The organism is Brevibacillus sp. FSL K6-0770, from assembly GCF_038000275.1.
In the GTDB taxonomy this organism is placed as follows: domain Bacteria; phylum Bacillota; class Bacilli; order Brevibacillales; family Brevibacillaceae; genus Brevibacillus; species Brevibacillus parabrevis.
In genome coordinates, this window is the sequence record NZ_JBBOBQ010000001.1 from 5,147,260 (window position 1) to 5,163,248 (window position 15,989).

Below are 15,989 nucleotides of genomic sequence, written 5' to 3' on the forward strand. Positions count from 1 at the left end.
AACCCCTCCTACGCTTTTTTTCTCTTTCCTACTCCTTGCGTGATGCGGTCCAGCAAAATCGCCATAATGACGATGGCAAGTCCCGCTTCGAAGCCTTCCCCGATCTTGATCTGCGTCACGGCGCGGTATACGTCGGCACCCAGTCCTTTCGCCCCAATCATCGAGGCGATGACGACCATGGACAGCGCCAGCATGATGCTCTGGTTGATCCCTGCCATGATCGTCGTTTTGGCGATCGGCAGCTGCACCTTCGTCAGCTTTTGCCAATAAGTCGAACCAAACGCCTCCGTAGCCTCGATCAAGTCCGCCGGCACCTGGCGAATCCCCAGATTGGTCAGACGAATCGTCGGCGGCATCGCGAAAATGACGGAAGCGATTACGCCCGGCACTTTCCCCAGTCCGAAGAAAAAGATCGCAGGAATCAAATACACAAACGCGGGCATCGTCTGCATGAAATCAAGCAGCGGCGTTACGACCTTTTGCACGGAATCACTTTTCGCGCACCAGATTCCCACGGGAATCCCGATAATGACGGAAATGAGCCCGGCTGTCAGCACCAGCGCAAGTGTTTCCATTGAATGCTCCCAATAACCCAAGTTTTGAATCAAAAGAAGTCCAATGAAAGTAAAAAGAGCGATAGACAGCTTGCCAGCCCGATACGCCAGCAGTGTAAGCAAGATGATAATCACCCAGAACGGCAGTCCGGTCAAAATCAGATTGAAAAAGTCGACCGTCCCGCCAATGCATGTCGAAATGAAATCGAACAAAAAGCCCAAATGTTCGTCCAGTCCATCTACAATCGTTTCTACCCAACTATCGAGGGGCAGCTTCGGAAAAAATTGATCCATCATTCATCCACCTGCCCTTCTTCATTTGCCGGCAGTGGCGTTTCCTGGTTTACTTTTCCCGCCAATCCGCCCAAAACGGCACCTTTTACGATGACACCCAGGAGGCGGTCATGCTCGCCTGTCACTGCCACCGGAATATCCGAAAAAGCGACCAAGTCAAACAGTTCATTCAGGAGCGTTTGCGGCCCTACCTTCGGAACTTCGGTACGAAGCACCCACTCCAACGATTGGCCCTGTTCTTTTGCCTGGCTGACCGCATCTGCGGTCAAAACGCCGAGGAGCGTCTTCTTCTTGTCTACTACATACAAGCTGGATACACCGCGATCCCTCATCAACTGCAAGGCAACGCGCGGCCCTTTATCCAACGTAATCGTCTCGGCCCGCTTCATGACGTTCTCTGCGGAGAGCACCTTGGAACGATCCACGTCCTCCACGAAGCGCTCCACGTACTCGTTGGCCGGATTGGTCATAATTTCTTCCGGTGTGCCGATCTGGACGATCGCTCCGTCCTTCATCAAGGCAATCCGGTCACCGATTTTTAGCGCCTCATCGAGATCGTGCGTAATGAAAATGATCGTCTTTTGCATGGTGCTTTGCAGCTCCAGCAGTTCGTCCTGCATGTCCTTGCGAATGAGCGGGTCAAGTGCGCTGAATGCTTCGTCCATCAACAGCACATCCGGCTCATTGGCAAGTGCACGCGCCAGACCGACGCGCTGCTGCATTCCTCCGCTAAGCTGGTCAGGATAGCTCGCTTCCCAGCCGCCCAGTCCGACCAGTTCCAGCGATTGCTTCGCCTTGGCCTCGCGCTCTGCTTTGGCCATTCCTTGAATCTCCAGGCCATATGCTGCGTTTTCCAGGACGGTCCTGTGCGGAAACAGGGCAAACTTTTGAAATACCATCCCGAGCTTCTTTCTTCTGACCTGTTGCAACTGTTCTGTGTTCATCCTGACGATATCCGTACCGTCGATCAGGATTTTGCCTTCCGTCGGTTCGATCAGTCGGTTCAAGAGTCGAACCAATGTCGATTTCCCGCTACCCGAAAGCCCCATGATGACGAAAATTTCGCCGGCGTGCACCTCAAAACTCGCTTGGTTAACCCCAAGGGTAAGACCCGTTTCCTTCAATATGTCTGTCTTGGCCTTCCCTTGTTTCACGAGGGGCAATGCGCGTTGGGGCTGTCGTCCAAAGATTTTGGTCAAATTCTCTACTTTGATCTTGGGCATATGGTCACCTCCAACTTTTACGCCCGTATCCGGACTGTTCTTTACCCTTACAATTGTAACCAGCCCACTTTTTTACCTCAAACTGGGTGAGGCTCGATAATCGGGCATTTTCAGCGTTCAGAAAAAACTTTACGTACTTTTCTTTCTGTATTCGCAGTTTATCTCGTATATACTGTTTGATATCTCCATTTACATTTTGCTGTAAGGAACGTACAATTCTAGTCAGGTAATATGACTAGAGGAGCTGCTTTTTTCAAAATGGATACGAATCAGGAAAGAATCCTCGAAAAGGCTCAAGAACGCGTGATTGAAACACTTGCCCGCAACATGGATTTGTACGGCATCACCATGTCGACGGGGCTCTTGTATGGCACGCTGCTGTTTCAGGACAAGTCGATGACGCTTGATGAAATGGGAGAAGCGCTGGGAATGAGCAAGACCAGCATGAGCACCGGCGTTCGCACCTTGATGGACTTAAATATGGTAGAAAAGATATGGAAAAAAGGAACTCGCAAAGACCACTACGAGGTCAATCTGGACTGGTACCAAAACTTCATCGACTTGTTTTCCGTGAAGTGGCGCCATGCCAGCGAGCAAAATGTGCACAGCCTGAAAAAGTCGCTTCAGGAGCTGCGCGCCCTCCAGCAATCCGAGGAGTTGACGGACGAGCTGCGAGAACGCGTGGAGCTTAGTATCCGCCGGATTGAAAACGGACTGGATTACTACTTGTGGCTATCGCGCCTGATCGACTCTTTTGAATCCCATGAAATTTTTCAGTTTGTGCCGAAAAAAGAAAGCGACTCGTAAAGACAGCTTTCTGACACATGCAACACAAACAGCCCCCATCCTTGACTGGCAGCCAGCAGGATGGGGGCTGTTTTTACCTTCCGTTCGATTGTTCAAAAAAATCCGAATGATAAAACGGGCGATGTGTTACAATGGTTCCAGCGGATGCAGCCGCCTCTGGCTGTCCCGCTGCCATAAGCGAAGGAGCTGATGAAATATGAAAACAAATATGCAACGGCATGCTCATAGATCGATGAAAACAACCAAGAAAGAAACGGGGGGACTGCCCCGGTAGCCCCTGCATTTTGAGGAGGAACGTGAATGACGCAAAAAACAGCTCTGCTCATTATTGACGTACAAGTAGGGATTGTGGAAGGCCCGATCGGCCCTGTTTATCAAAAGACCTCGCTCGTTCAGACGATCAAAAAGCTGAGGGAAGACGCTTGGAAAAGAGCGATTCCCGTCCTGTACGTGCAGGACACAGATGTCGCGGAGCTTGGCGCTGACGCTTACGCCATCCACCCCGAGCTTGCCCCGCTCCCGACGGAAACCGTGATTCTCAAACAAGCGACGGATGCTTTTCACGAGACCGATTTGCATGAACAACTGCAATCGCTCGGGATTACGCATCTCGTCATGACGGGCTGCAAAACGGAATTTTGCGTAGACAGCGCCTGCAAGCGAGCGACCACCTTGGGCTATGACGTCACACTCGTCAGTGACGGTCATTCCACAACCGACAACACCGTGCTGCGTGCAGAGCAAATTATCGCCCATCACAACGTATCGATGCATGGACTCGGGAACATCGGGCCGTTCATCCTCGTGCGCGATTCCACGGAAGATGTGCTTACACCTGCTCACGATACATATCGCTGATCGATCAGGCTCGTCTTTTCCGGAAGAAGCTGCCTGTCGCTCGCGATCAAAAAACGGGATGGCCCTCGCTGGCATCCCGTTTTTTACGTTTACTCGCCTTTTCGAATAATCTCCTGCACTCGTCCGACCTGGCCATTGGTCAAGCGAACCTTGATCCCGTGCGGATGCGTGCTGGAATTGGTCAAAATGTCCTTGACGATTCCCCGCGTCCGCACCCCTGTGCGCTGATCCTGCTTCAGGACGATATCCACTTCCAGTCCTGCTACGATATCTTTTCGATTTTTTCCGTTCATCGTCATCGCTTCCTCTCTTGTCTGTATAGCCTTTTCGTTCTTTGTTCCACCTATGATATAATCGACGGATAACCTTATTCACATCGGAGGAATCCATGCTTACTTTTGAACAAAAACTGGCGATTATCGAATCATTCCCGGAGTTGTCTCGCCACAACGTCTCGCTCAAACGGGTTAATTTTCACTACGAGGCAAGTCTTCACGACAAAAAGACAGTCGTTTACCATCTGCATCCGAACGGCAACGGCTTTGTGTTCGCAGCGTTTTTGAAGGGCTACCAAAAAGACGACAAAGGCTACGTAAACATTCGCGACTTCTCCGCAGACGAGCTGCGCCAAGTAATCGAAGCTTCCATCCAGTCGCTCTCCGTCAAGCGCGAGCCGCAGCAACCAGCAGCAGATGCCAGCGAACAAGTCGAACAAACCTGGGTCGACAAGCAAAACCGCACGCTGCTTTTACAGCAAGAAGATTCCCTGTGGAATGTCTACCACGGCATGAACCTGGAAGCTTCTTTTGAGTCTTACGTGGAAGCGGCGCAATATTTGAAGGAAGAAGGCTTTTCTCTTTCGTAAACTGCTTGTAACAGAGTTGTCACGTCCTGTTTTTTTCCTGCCTCCCAGTGCAATCCTTTCGTTGGAGAACCCCTCTTAATATGGTACACTTCCACCTAGCTAGATGTACAATACCTATTATGATCTGGCCCGGCAGTCTTCGAGACTGCGCAGGGCCTTCCCGAAAACAGGGGGATAATTCGGAATGATCAAATACAGGGACACCCTTCTTTTTCAAATTCACAAACAACTGGAAGGCTGGCTCGCTCAGGAAGAGCCTGTCTCCCATGAAGAATTATACCGTTTTGTCCACTCGCTGAAGGGTACAGCCGGAACGATTGGTTTGCACGATTTATCCGAGCTTTCCCAATCCTTGCTGGAACAACTGGACAAGCTGGAGGCGAAGGATTGGCCGACACACGAGTGGAGCGATTTTTTGCGAGAGCTGATCACTCTCTGCTACGAGCATCGGCCCGAGCAAGAGATTTTATTAGAGGACCCCACATTGCCGCAAGAATCCACCTACGAAAACCAGCCTCTTTTGCTCATTCTAGATGATGATGTGACGCTTTTGATGTACCTCAAGGAATATTTGGAGAAGCAAAACTGGTCCGTCATCGCCACTGTGTATCCGCACAAGGCACTCGACTACTTCCACGACCTTAACCCGGATTGCCTGATACTCGACTTGAACATCCCGGAAACAGGCGGTTTTCAAGTCATGCAAACACTCAGCGAGAAAATTAAAAAGCAATACGTCCCGACGACGATCATCAGCATTGATTGCGACCGGGACACTCGCATGCGCGCTTTTCGTCTGGGGGCGGACGACGTCATGTGCAAGCCGCTTGACCTGGAGGAATTGACGGTTCGGCTGGAACGGCAGTTGGGCAGAAAACGCTGGATGGATAAAATCTTGTTCATCGACGAATTGACGGGTGCGTTCAACCGCAATTCTCTTACGGACACGTATCAACGGCTGCTGTCCGATTCGCTGCGAAATTCAACCCCGTTCTCGCTGGCCTTTATGGACATCGATCATTTCAAAAAGGTCAATGACACGCACGGGCACCTCGTAGGCGATGTTGTCTTGAGCCGCTTCGCCTCTTTCATCAAGACAAACTCCGGGAAGTACGACATCTTTTTCCGTTATGGCGGGGAAGAATTTTTGCTGCTCATGCCAAGAACGTCCGGACAAGATGCAAAGCTGCGCATCAAACAGCTGCTGGTCGACTTTCAGGCACTTTCTTTTGAATCGGCGGAAGGCAGCTTTTCTTTGAGCTTTTCGGCAGGAGTCGTGCAAATCGAGGATGGACAAAAGCCTCTCTCGCACTGGATAGACGCCGCTGATACGGCTTTATACGCTGCGAAAAACAACGGGCGTTGCCGGGTAGAGATGGCCAAGCGCAACGACGATCCAGATACGCGCACCGTGAGACTGAAAGTGGCGATTATCGACGACGATTCCTTGACCCGCACTTTGCTCGCCGACTGCGCTCGCGCCAGTCTGGAAGGATGGATTCATACAGACATCCGAACGTTCCACGAAGGCGCCGCCTTTTTTGAATCGTCCTGGCATCAAGGTCCGGAAGCGTACCTTGTCATTTTGGACGGCATCATGCCACACATGGACGGGCTTGATGTCCTGAGACTGATCCGCGCCCTGCCCAACAGCAAGCAGTACACGGTGCTCATGCTGACGGGACGCAGCGGCGAACAGGATATTGCCCGCGCCCTGCAACTGGGTGCTGACGACTATATGACCAAGCCTTTCAGCATAAAAGAGCTGGAAGCGCGCATCAAACGTTTGATCAAACGAATGATGTAGGAATGACATGGAGGAAGAAAAATGGCAACGATCTTATTAGCCGAAGACGAAGCAGTGCTGCGCATGCTGATCGGGGATACGCTTGAAGATGAAGGCCATCAGCTCGATATCGTCTGCGACGGTGAGGAAGCCTTGCAAAAAATTGGCCAGAATCAGTACGATTTGGTCATTCTCGATTACATGATGCCCAAGCTGACAGGTTTTGACGTCTTGACGCAGATGAAACAAATGCCTGAGAAACAGTCTGTGAAAGTGCTCATCCTGTCCGCAAAAAGCCAGCATGCCGAACAGGAAAAAATGCGCTCTGCCGGGGCGGACGACTTCATGCCCAAGCCGTTCAGCCCGCTGGAGCTGGTCCGCAAAGTGGAGGACATGCTCGCATGACTTCATTTCGAAAATACGTAAGGGAAAGCATTACCCGCCGCTTCGCCATCATGATGATTCTCTTTTTCTCGCTGATGGTCGCCGGGGCGATGGTCGTGCAGATGCTGAACGATCAAGCCTTTACAAACTTTCAATCAGCCGCGCAAACGTCCAGACAGAAGCAGGAGCTGATTACGCAAATCTCGGAGCATACGAACCAGATTTTCTTTCGTGCCCGCGGCTATTATGCCTTTTTAAGCCCGTATGAATACAATGAATTGTTCCTCGAAAAGAAAAAGCTGGAACAGTCGCTTCATGCTTTCAAGCAGCTTCCGCTCAGCAGCGAAGAACTTAAAATTGCCACATCCATCGAATCATTTGTAGACAATTTTTTCACCCGCGTCTTCCCTACCTCGTCAGGGTATGCACAGTCGGGTGATTACGAAGGTTTGCGCAAATTTTCGTCCAGCGGGGTAAACATGGAGGTCAACAATTTGATCAGCTATGCCACCCGCTATCAGCAAACGAATGAGCAGCTCATTTCGATGCAAAACCAGCAGTTGTTCCAGGAACTGTCTGCCCAAAGCTTGTGGTTCATCATTTACGTGCTGATGGCTCTTTTGGTATTGATCTGGGTAACGATCAAAACGACGCGCGATATCGGCCGACCGTTGATGCGGCTGACTGCCGATGCCAACCGCTTTTCGCTTGGGGAGACGCCGCAGTTGAACGGCTTGGAGCGTGACGATGAGATCGGCAAGCTCTCCCGCTCTCTCGACTACATGATGCGGCAAATCCAGAACAAAGAAGAGGCGCTGATGGCGCAAAACGAAGAGCTGCAAGCCCAACAGGATGAACTCGTGATGCAGCAAGAGGAACTGACGGAAGCGCTGGAAAAAATGGCGGAGAACGAGCGCCATCTGGAGAAAAAGAACCAGTTTATTCTCGCGCTCACGAATACATTGGACAAGCAAACGCTTCTGTCGAGCATTGTATCCAACGCTGTGGACAGCATGGAGGCAGACAAAGGCGTCATTCTCGTGCTCGATGCCGATCGGGCTGTTGCCAGTTTCGGTGTGTCTCCGCAAGGAATCGAGCAGCTTTTGCAAGGGATTGAAGACGGTCCGCTCGTGCGCATCAAGGAAACGCACCAACCGTATGTCATCAATCGCGAAAGCACCATGGGAGAGCGCGGTTTCCTCATGACCCCTTCCCGCACGTACGAGCTGTATCTGCCTGTTTTGGACTCGAACGAAGAAGTCGTGGCCTGCATCATTCTTGCCCGGATTGACCGCAAGTTTTCCGAGCATGAGCAACAGGTGGCAATCGGCTTGGCCAAACAAGTCTCGTTGTCATTGGACAAGCTCGCCATGTTCGAGGAGACAAAACGGCAACGTCAAGTCACGCAAGACATGCTCGATTCGGTGCAGGAAGGGATTCAGTTGCTCGATCTCGACGGCGGAACGCTACAGGTCAACCGCACCTTCCGCGACCTTATCGGCTTTGATAACTCGCACTCAACAGCGGATTTCAACATCGATCCGTTTCTCGCCCATTTGCAAAGCTGTACGGCGGAACCAAACCGTCTCGCCCAGTATATAAAAGCGGTCACACTGAACGAGGGAGATCCGCAGGAGGACAGCATTGTTTTCGAACTGACCTCCCCTACCAAGCGCTATATTCAGCTGTATGCCGAGCATCTGTACCGCTCGTCCCACAAATGGGGCACTCTCTTGGTCTATCGGGACATCACGAAGGAATACGAGATTGACCAGATGAAATCGGAATTTGTCAGCACGGTAAGCCACGAGTTGCGCACTCCGCTCGCCAGCGTGCTCGGTTTTGCCGAGCTTTTGCTGCACAAAGACTTGAAACCGGAAAGACAGCAGCGCTACATGACGGCTATTTATCAGGAAGCGACGAGACTGACGACCTTGATCAACGATTTTCTTGACTTGCAGCGCATGGAATCCGGCCGCCAAAGCTATGAGTTTGAAAAAGTCGAGATCGACTCCCTCGCCCGCGAAGTGTTTGGGATGTACCGTGCCCAATCTACGCCGCATTCGTTTGAGCTTGAGCTGCAAACGGAGCAAACGACCATCTGCGGAGATCGCGACAAGCTTCGCCAGGTGCTGGTCAACCTGATCAGCAATGCGGTCAAGTATTCACCGGACGGCGGAAGCATCCGCGTCGTTATTCGTGAAGCAAACCAAAAGCTGTTGATCGAGATTCACGATGAAGGGCTGGGCATCCCTGCGGAAGCTCTCCCTCATCTGTTTACCCGTTTTTATCGCGTAGACAATTCCGATCGCCGGGAGATTGGCGGTACGGGCCTCGGGCTTGCCATCGTTCAGGAGATCGTGCGCATCCACCACGGCGAGGTCACCGTTGCTTCCGAGGCTGGAAAAGGCAGTACGTTTACGGTCGCCCTTCCTTTGCCGGAGCCGGCGGTCCGTGCCGAGCTGTTGGCGAACAACGCAGCCGCGGCGCTCGCTCCTTCCGGCCAGTCCAACGGAAAAGTCGTGATTATCGAGGACGACATGAATCTGGCCGAGCTTTTGCGTGAGGAACTGCTCAGCTCAGGCTTCACGGTCTATCCTTGTTCTACGGCCCAAGAGGCGCTCGCCGCCATTTCGGAGCTGCGTCCGGACGCCGTTGTCCTCGATCTGATTTTGCAAGATGGAGAAAGCGGTTGGCAGGTCATTGAAGCGATGCGGGAAAATCCCGAGCTGCAAACGATCCCGATCGTCATCTCCAGCGCTTTTGAAGAGAAGAAAAAAGCGTTTGACCTGGGGGCCAAGGGCTACTTGATCAAACCTTACCACCCCGACACATTGTCGAAAGCGATCTTGCTCGCTGTGACCAGCCATGAAACGACCGGGCAAATTTTGATCCCGGATCAACTGTAATCCTTTCATAGAAAAAAGGCAGCGGATGCGTTCCGTTGCCTTTTTTCTGTGAAAAACGTTTCGACGTTTTTCATGAAATGGGATGTGACCGCTTGCGGTCAACAAAACGGTCACGACCGTTTTGGGCAGTTATGTCCTTTCTTTTATGCAGTCGGGCAGAAAATCTTGGTATATTCATGGACTTTCCATCACACATTAATAGAGGTGTTACTGTAAGCACGATGCCCTGCAAAGGAGGAGTTCATGTGTATTTCTCGAAAAAAGCAATTGTTCCGGTCGAAGAAGAGGAAACAGATGTATGGACGTGCAGCAATGATGGGTGTACGTGCTGGATGAGAGATAACTTTTCCTTTGACAAGAGCCCGAGCTGCCCTTTTTGCCATTCCGAAATGATTAAAGATACCCGGGTGCTTCCGGTTTTGACCAATCACAGCAAGCGAAACTCCTAATCTCTCCCCTCTTTTTCCTTGCGGGCACCCGCCCTCTTCTCTACAATTAAGCACATAACGTGTACGACTGATTGTTAGAGGAGCATATCTATGAACCGAAAAGAGATGGAAGATCAAGTCATCCAGGCTTACCAGCGCGACGAAGGAATGATGATTCTCGTCTTTGCCCAATGGTGTGTCAACCATGGGCTTGATGCACGTGAGCTGTATCGGGCCGCTTATCCCGCTCAAGGCGAAAATCCACTGCTCGCGCAAATGTTGGAAAACACGGTGCCGAAAGAGGAAGCAGAAGAAATCCCTGACGCCACCATCCTCGGTGTCCTGTCGCTCTTTGGCAACGATGATCTGGCCTTCGTGGTCAGCCAAGCGATTGAGGAGCGGAACAAGCCGCAAAAATAAGGCCGAAAGCCACGCACAGGTGTGGCTTTTTTCCTGTCTTCCCAAACATTGGCTTGCACAGATCACAAAGATCAAATCTCTTTCAAAATTTCATTATCTAAGATAGACGCATTCGCAATTTATTGTGTTGGCTGTCCGCAGGGTTGGACGCAGACGACTCGCCAGACGACGAACAAGTAAATGGAGAATGCCTATGTATACCGATTCGAAAATTTTGAAATCGCTGTTTTACGTCCAGTTGTTCTCAAGCTTTCTGGTCGTGGTCGGCCATTTTACTGCTTCTGTGCTGTATTTCAACGATCCGTTCTGGGTGGTCGCTCTCAATCAGATCAGTCGCTACGGCACTGTGCTTTTGACGATCGCCACCGGCTATTTGACCGCTTACTCGTTTGAGGCGAAAAGCCCGACGCCCCGCGACTTTTTTACGGGCAAGCTCCTGTACATTTTCTTGCCTTACCTGGTTTCCGGTATTCTGTACCACTATTTGCTGAAAAAAGAGATGCCGCATACGACCCTTGATTTCACAAACATCCTGATGGGGAAAACCGGCGATCATCTTTATTTTGTGTTCATGATTTGCCAGTATTACGTGTTTGCTTACTTTTTCCGCAACTGGATTACCAAACGCAACATTTTGTATGTCATCTGGCTTCTGCTCGCCGTGCAATACGTCTACATCAACTATTTGCACAAAGGCTGGCTGGAGCTGTCGACGCGGCACATGCTGCCCAGCTGGATTTTCACGCTGTACATGGGCCATCTGTTGTACTGGTACCGGGAGACGATTTTGTCCTTTTTGCGAAACAACCGCTCGATCCTGATGCTGCTTACAGGGATCGCGACCGCTGCCGCCATGTTTTTTGTCGTTTCCAGCAAGCTGTACGTGGCGGTGCATCTGACTTTTGTCTTTGCTACCTTGCTGTCTTTTCTCGTGCTGATGGTCTTTTTCCTGGAATTGGTCGATCATCTGCGTCTCAAGTTTCGCAAAGGTTTGACGTACTTTATTTTCCTGTTTCACTCCGCTTTTTTGATCCTGTTCAAAGATTTTCTGTTTGAGCAGTACGGCGAAGTCGCCTGGGTGTTCCAAAACACCTGGTACTCGCTTTTGTACCTGGGCTTGATCTTCGGGTGCAGCTTCCTGCTCTCCCTCCTGTTGGTCTGGCTGGTCAAAGGACTGGAGCAGTTGGGCCGATTCGCCGGGAAAGCGCGAAGGGAGCGGCTACAGTAAGCGTGTGTCTTGCTTGCTTTTTGTCCCATTCGGTAGACAGTAAACAAAGGGTTCATGCTGTCATGGATTCAGTCACTGTCGACCGGGTGGGACTTTTTTTGTCAGGAAAAAGGAGGATACTACGCTGGGGCCATCCATTTGCATCGTGTGGAGGAAAATAAAAAAAGCCATCAAAGTTGATAGCTTTTTTTGTATGATACGTATCGCCTTGCTTTGAATCTTATGTAAACTTGACTCTCCTGATCGCTTACGTGGTTAAGGAGACATCGATTTCCTGGTTCCGGTTATTTGCCCGAATGATTTTTTGCAACTCTTCCTCATTCAAGCTCTTGATCATGGTCACAAAATTCGCTGCGATTTCAGCATCAAACTGGGTGCCGGCTCCTTCCTGAATCCGCCTCAAGGCTTCTTCCACGGACATGCCTTTCCGGTAAGGACGATCAGAAACCATGGCGTCAAAAGCGTCACAGACAGCCAGTATGCGGGCTATGAGCGGGATTTCGTTTCCTTTGAGCTTATCGGGATATCCTGTCCCGTCAACCCGCTCATGATGCCAGCGAATGGCAGGGAGCAGCTCGGGGAAAACCGACGTCCTTTTCAAAATCTCGTACCCGATGACCGGGTGCTCCTTGATGCGTTCAAACTCCTCTTTGGACAGAGCGCCTTCCTTGTTTAAGATGTTGTCTTCTATACCGATTTTGCCAATGTCGTGAATGATCCCGCCATAGTAAACTTCCGTCGACTGCTTTGGCGGAAGTCCCATGAATTTTGCTGTTTCTCTCCCCCAGTGCGCGACGCGAAACGAGTGTCCGAGCGTGTATGGATCGCGCGCATCGATCGATGCCGCCAGGGCGATCAAGAACGAATCATTCAGGTTTTTGATCTCTTCCATCTTTTTCTGCTGATCGCTTATACTCGCAAAATACTGATGGAAAACCGAGCGAAGCAGCAAAACCGTCCCTAGCAATATCGTCAAGGAATACCCCTCGTAAGCTCCTACAAATCGCGCCCCTATCTCCCCCACTGCCATGAGCAGGAGATAAGTCATGCTGCCGCCTTGCAACATGCTTTTTATAATGACTTGAAAAGACACCTCTCTAAAATAGGAAATGCCGGCCGCGGCCAAAAGAGTGTTGCTCAGCCAGTAGACCAGGATCAGCCCGATATCCGTCAGAAACCAATAGTCAGGATAATAGGTGCGGAAAAACTGATCCAAAGTTCCGACCAGCCAAACCGTAATCAAGACTTGGCCACTATTTGCGAGAGCTCTCGATACTTTCGATTTGAATATAAACGAAATGATGATAATCTCCAAAAGCGCTGACCAGACGCCGATCCAGGTGCCATACAGGACAATTCCCGAGAATATCACGGCATTGTTCAAGGTTAAAGGCGAATTTAGCGTGCGAATGGGAGTAAACGAGCTGACCAAGGTCAAAATGGTGTAAGTCGCCATGACTCCCCAATGTTCATTCACACCCCAAGAGGTAATGATTGAAATGATCACCAGCAGCCCGGCTACCGGAAATAAGCATTGAACAAGTAATCCTAGAGCAAAATGACTAAAGTTCTTGGTTGGTTTCATGGATTTTACCCTCGCGGAGTCTGATTAGAGATATTGGTTTTCCCATTACGCGTTGTACAAGCAAGAACGCGCCTATCATAATGAAAATATCGCCAATACTGATGACTCTTGCAATTGGGAACGGCATAAACATTATGTCTGTCAAAAATGGCAAATTGGTTGAATTATCCAAAACCGAGTGCTTGAAATCGGTCCCGTTTACAATCGGATCGACCGAGTATTTCAGCTTCTTTGCAAGTTCGAGGTCAATGGGCATTTTCCCAAAGTTCGACCAGATTGCGATCGCATTAAAGAACCAGCCAATCATGAAAAATCTGATATCTTCATGCTCTCTGTTGGAATAGAAGAAGATGAGTAGACACAAATACGCAACTGAGACAAAAATTCTTCCCCACGTTGGCATGAGCGCGGATAGAATCTGCAAAAGCACAGCGATTCCAAAAACAGAAAATTTATTAAATTTTGGTAATTCTTTTATTCTGCCTCCCCGTATCAATGCCACAACAAAAGAGATGAATATAATATCTAGCAACATGATAGAACCATCCTCCGATACAGTAAAAAAACACCACTAAGAAGCGGTGTTTTCTTACTTCATTCACGCTGTTATGTAATATGCCAGTTTGCAGATGTTGCTCCTACGATTGCCGCAACGAGGAGAAATGCGTAAACTATTTTTTTCATAAAGACATCCCCCTTTTGTATGGTATAAACATGCATTACAATTGAATTGGTATACATATCCATAATAGAGTGCTACGTAGCTGCTACGATCAATTTTACAGTATTAGCCAACTATCGACATTAGTTATCTTAACCTATTTTCAGCACTCTATCTCTGTTTACCTTAGGTATATTTTCCCCCTACTTCATCGGAATTTCAATAGGGAATGTCGTTTTCATAGCTTGTTTTCATAATTTTACCTATTGTATAAAAGAATGCGCTCTTGATCGCTCATTTGCCCTTAGTGCTTTTTCTCTATTCTTCCTGGTTAATGCGGTCCAGGTCGACATGTATGCATATGGGAAATGTTGAATCTAGCAGGAGTTACTGCCATGTCGAGAAAAGGTAGCTCTAGCTGTAGTCAGCATGTTCAGCGGCGCACGTATTGGCGCTGGCCGAGCGTGAGCCATTCCCAGCTTGGAAACTGCTTTTGGGGATTCTTGCCCATCTTAACCGAGAAGCGCTCTCTTGAAAAGCCTGTAACCGGGACAAAAGCCCGGATGTTCCTTGCAGACTCTAGCCAATTTTACAACAAAAATCGCGTTCAGAAAACTCGGCGACCTCTCCCCCGCAGATTACAAGGAAGCGACCGCCGTATCATTCGAGCCTTTTTCGTTGTCCACTCGACAGGGAGATGCGCATAAGCTTAGCCGCAAATGCAGGTCGTTTTGATTGCGCTGGCTGATCAAGTATGTCTGAAGTACATGGAAAAGACCGTCTGCTGATCAGACGACTCGCATGCGATCATCCCGCCATGGCGCTCGATGATCTCCTTGCAAACGTACAACCCGATCCCCGTTCCCAGCTCTTTCGTTGTAAAGAACGGCTCGAAGATGACTGACAGCAGGTCGGGCGGGATGGGAGCGCCATTGTTGGAAATCGTGATCACGGCCATTTCTTCGGTTTGGGCCCCTTTGATCGCCACTTCTTTCTCCCCGTTTTTCCGTTGCAGCGCGTCCAGCGCGTTGGAAATGATGTTGATGAACACTTGCCTCATCTCGTCCCTGTAGCCGACCAAAAGCAGGGCAGGGTCAATCGAGCACGTAATGTGCGCGTTGACATCCACGATGTTTGGATAGAGGAAGGACAAAATCTCCTCGAACAGTAGAGCTATGCTAAAGACTTCTGTTTTTTTATGTACAGCTCCCTTTTTGGATACAAGCAAAAATTGGGAGACACGGTAGTTCAGCTGATGAAGCTCGTTCTCGATAATATCCACGTACGGCAGGTTCGGGTAATCTTCTTTTAGCAATCGGGAAAATCCCATAATGGAAGTTAGCGGATTGCGAAATTCATGGACAAAGCTCGAAGCCATCTGTCCCAAGATCGTCAGCCTGTCTTTGTGAGACCGCTCAATAAACAGCTTCTTTTCCTCCAGATCGCTGTCTTTCAGTTCGGTATATTTGGACACGGCATGCACCAGAAAGACATCGAAGCATTCGTTTATTTTAATGAGTGCTGGAAGCAGAACATTTGGAGAAAAGGGGCCTTTTTGCAAGGTATCAATCACCAGCTCACGCCCCATGCAGACGTTAAAAACAAAATCGCCAATGTTAATTTGGGCTTGATTCCGCTCATGCGCTACTTTATAGGCAAGATCCTTGATGTCCTCATGAGTAATCTTCGAACGAAGATATCCGGCCACCATGCGATACATGGCTTGTCCGTTCAAAGGAATAATCTCGTTGAACTGATCGTGCTCAGCCACCTTAATCCGTCTCCTGAACTCTTCCACTGCCGCATCCTCATGCTCGTCCAAATATAGTGCCAAGTCGTCCATCGCCATCTATCCCCACTCCGAATGATCGGCATACTAATTCCGATAATATTATACTATCGATTCAACATTTATTGACTAAATATTTTTACTACTCCTATCATTGTACACCGTTCGACGCTGAATTACATTTGAAAGTCATTCTTA

General features: G+C 49.7%; 15 protein-coding genes. 9 read left to right on the top strand and 6 right to left on the bottom strand.

Annotated features, from left to right (window positions below):
• Positions 1–8 precede the first annotated feature (8 nt).
• Both NST23_RS24435 and proV read right to left on the bottom strand, forming a co-directional pair.
• Positions 9–848, bottom strand: coding sequence for an ABC transporter permease (locus NST23_RS24435; protein ID WP_122966541.1), 840 nt, complete (start codon positions 846–848; stop codon positions 9–11).
• The gene (proV, locus tag NST23_RS24440) at positions 848–2,071 is read right to left on the bottom strand and encodes a glycine betaine/L-proline ABC transporter ATP-binding protein ProV (RefSeq protein WP_217022167.1); all 1,224 of its coding nucleotides are present in this window, start codon (positions 2,069–2,071) and stop codon (positions 848–850) included. The genes NST23_RS24435 and proV overlap by 1 nt, the downstream gene beginning before the upstream one ends.
• Before the next feature lie 258 nt (positions 2,072–2,329).
• Between proV and NST23_RS24445 the strand changes: the two genes are divergently transcribed.
• Positions 2,330–2,878, top strand: a complete 549-nt coding sequence (locus NST23_RS24445) for a GbsR/MarR family transcriptional regulator (RefSeq protein ID WP_063226756.1) — start codon at positions 2,330–2,332, stop codon at positions 2,876–2,878.
• A 300-nt stretch (positions 2,879–3,178) separates the two neighbouring features.
• Positions 3,179–3,736 (top strand): cysteine hydrolase family protein, encoded by a 558-nt coding sequence (locus NST23_RS24450; RefSeq protein WP_122966539.1) that lies wholly within the window; start codon positions 3,179–3,181, stop codon positions 3,734–3,736.
• 89 nt (positions 3,737–3,825) lie between these two features.
• Here the strand turns inward: NST23_RS24450 and NST23_RS24455 are convergent, their stop codons facing one another.
• Complete coding sequence (locus NST23_RS24455; protein ID WP_063226754.1) at positions 3,826–4,029, bottom strand: YwbE family protein; 204 nt, start codon at positions 4,027–4,029, stop codon at positions 3,826–3,828.
• 95 nt (positions 4,030–4,124) lie between these two features.
• On the opposite strand from NST23_RS24455, the gene NST23_RS24460 reads away from it, so the two are divergent.
• The 7 genes from NST23_RS24460 (at position 4,125) to NST23_RS24490 (ending at position 11,756) form a co-directional block, all read left to right on the top strand.
• Positions 4,125–4,601 (top strand): hypothetical protein, encoded by a 477-nt coding sequence (locus NST23_RS24460; protein ID WP_122966538.1) that lies wholly within the window; start codon positions 4,125–4,127, stop codon positions 4,599–4,601.
• Between the two features lie 184 nt (positions 4,602–4,785).
• Positions 4,786–6,408, top strand: coding sequence for a response regulator (locus NST23_RS24465; RefSeq protein WP_122966537.1), 1,623 nt, complete (start codon positions 4,786–4,788; stop codon positions 6,406–6,408).
• A 21-nt stretch (positions 6,409–6,429) separates the two neighbouring features.
• Positions 6,430–6,792 carry a response regulator transcription factor gene (locus NST23_RS24470; RefSeq protein WP_122966536.1) on the top strand — a complete coding sequence of 121 codons (363 nt, stop codon included), beginning with the start codon at positions 6,430–6,432 and terminating at the stop codon, positions 6,790–6,792.
• Positions 6,789–9,680 (top strand): ATP-binding protein, encoded by a 2,892-nt coding sequence (locus NST23_RS24475; protein ID WP_340964774.1) that lies wholly within the window; start codon positions 6,789–6,791, stop codon positions 9,678–9,680. Before NST23_RS24470 ends, NST23_RS24475 begins: the two co-directional genes overlap by 4 nt.
• 245 nt (positions 9,681–9,925) lie before the next feature.
• A complete protein-coding gene (locus NST23_RS24480) occupies positions 9,926–10,129 on the top strand; it encodes a cold-shock protein (RefSeq protein ID WP_063226749.1) in 204 nt (67 codons plus the stop codon).
• Between the two features lie 90 nt (positions 10,130–10,219).
• Positions 10,220–10,528: a hypothetical protein gene (locus NST23_RS24485; RefSeq protein ID WP_122966534.1), complete on the top strand. Its 309-nt coding sequence runs from the start codon at positions 10,220–10,222 to the stop codon at positions 10,526–10,528.
• Between the two features lie 193 nt (positions 10,529–10,721).
• The gene (locus NST23_RS24490; RefSeq protein ID WP_173596618.1) at positions 10,722–11,756 is read left to right on the top strand and encodes an acyltransferase family protein; all 1,035 of its coding nucleotides are present in this window, start codon (positions 10,722–10,724) and stop codon (positions 11,754–11,756) included.
• A gap of 247 nt (positions 11,757–12,003) precedes the next feature.
• On the opposite strand, the gene NST23_RS24495 is transcribed toward NST23_RS24490, so the two are convergent.
• From NST23_RS24495 to NST23_RS24505, 3 genes are all read right to left on the bottom strand, one after another.
• Positions 12,004–13,341 carry an HD-GYP domain-containing protein gene (locus tag NST23_RS24495; protein WP_122966532.1) on the bottom strand — a complete coding sequence of 446 codons (1,338 nt, stop codon included), beginning with the start codon at positions 13,339–13,341 and terminating at the stop codon, positions 12,004–12,006.
• A complete protein-coding gene (locus tag NST23_RS24500) occupies positions 13,319–13,876 on the bottom strand; it encodes a DUF5317 domain-containing protein (protein WP_173596617.1) in 558 nt (185 codons plus the stop codon). Before NST23_RS24500 ends, NST23_RS24495 begins: the two co-directional genes overlap by 23 nt.
• An 874-nt stretch (positions 13,877–14,750) precedes the next feature.
• Positions 14,751–15,851 carry a histidine kinase N-terminal domain-containing protein gene (locus NST23_RS24505; RefSeq protein ID WP_122966530.1) on the bottom strand — a complete coding sequence of 367 codons (1,101 nt, stop codon included), beginning with the start codon at positions 15,849–15,851 and terminating at the stop codon, positions 14,751–14,753.
• Positions 15,852–15,989 lie beyond the last annotated feature (138 nt).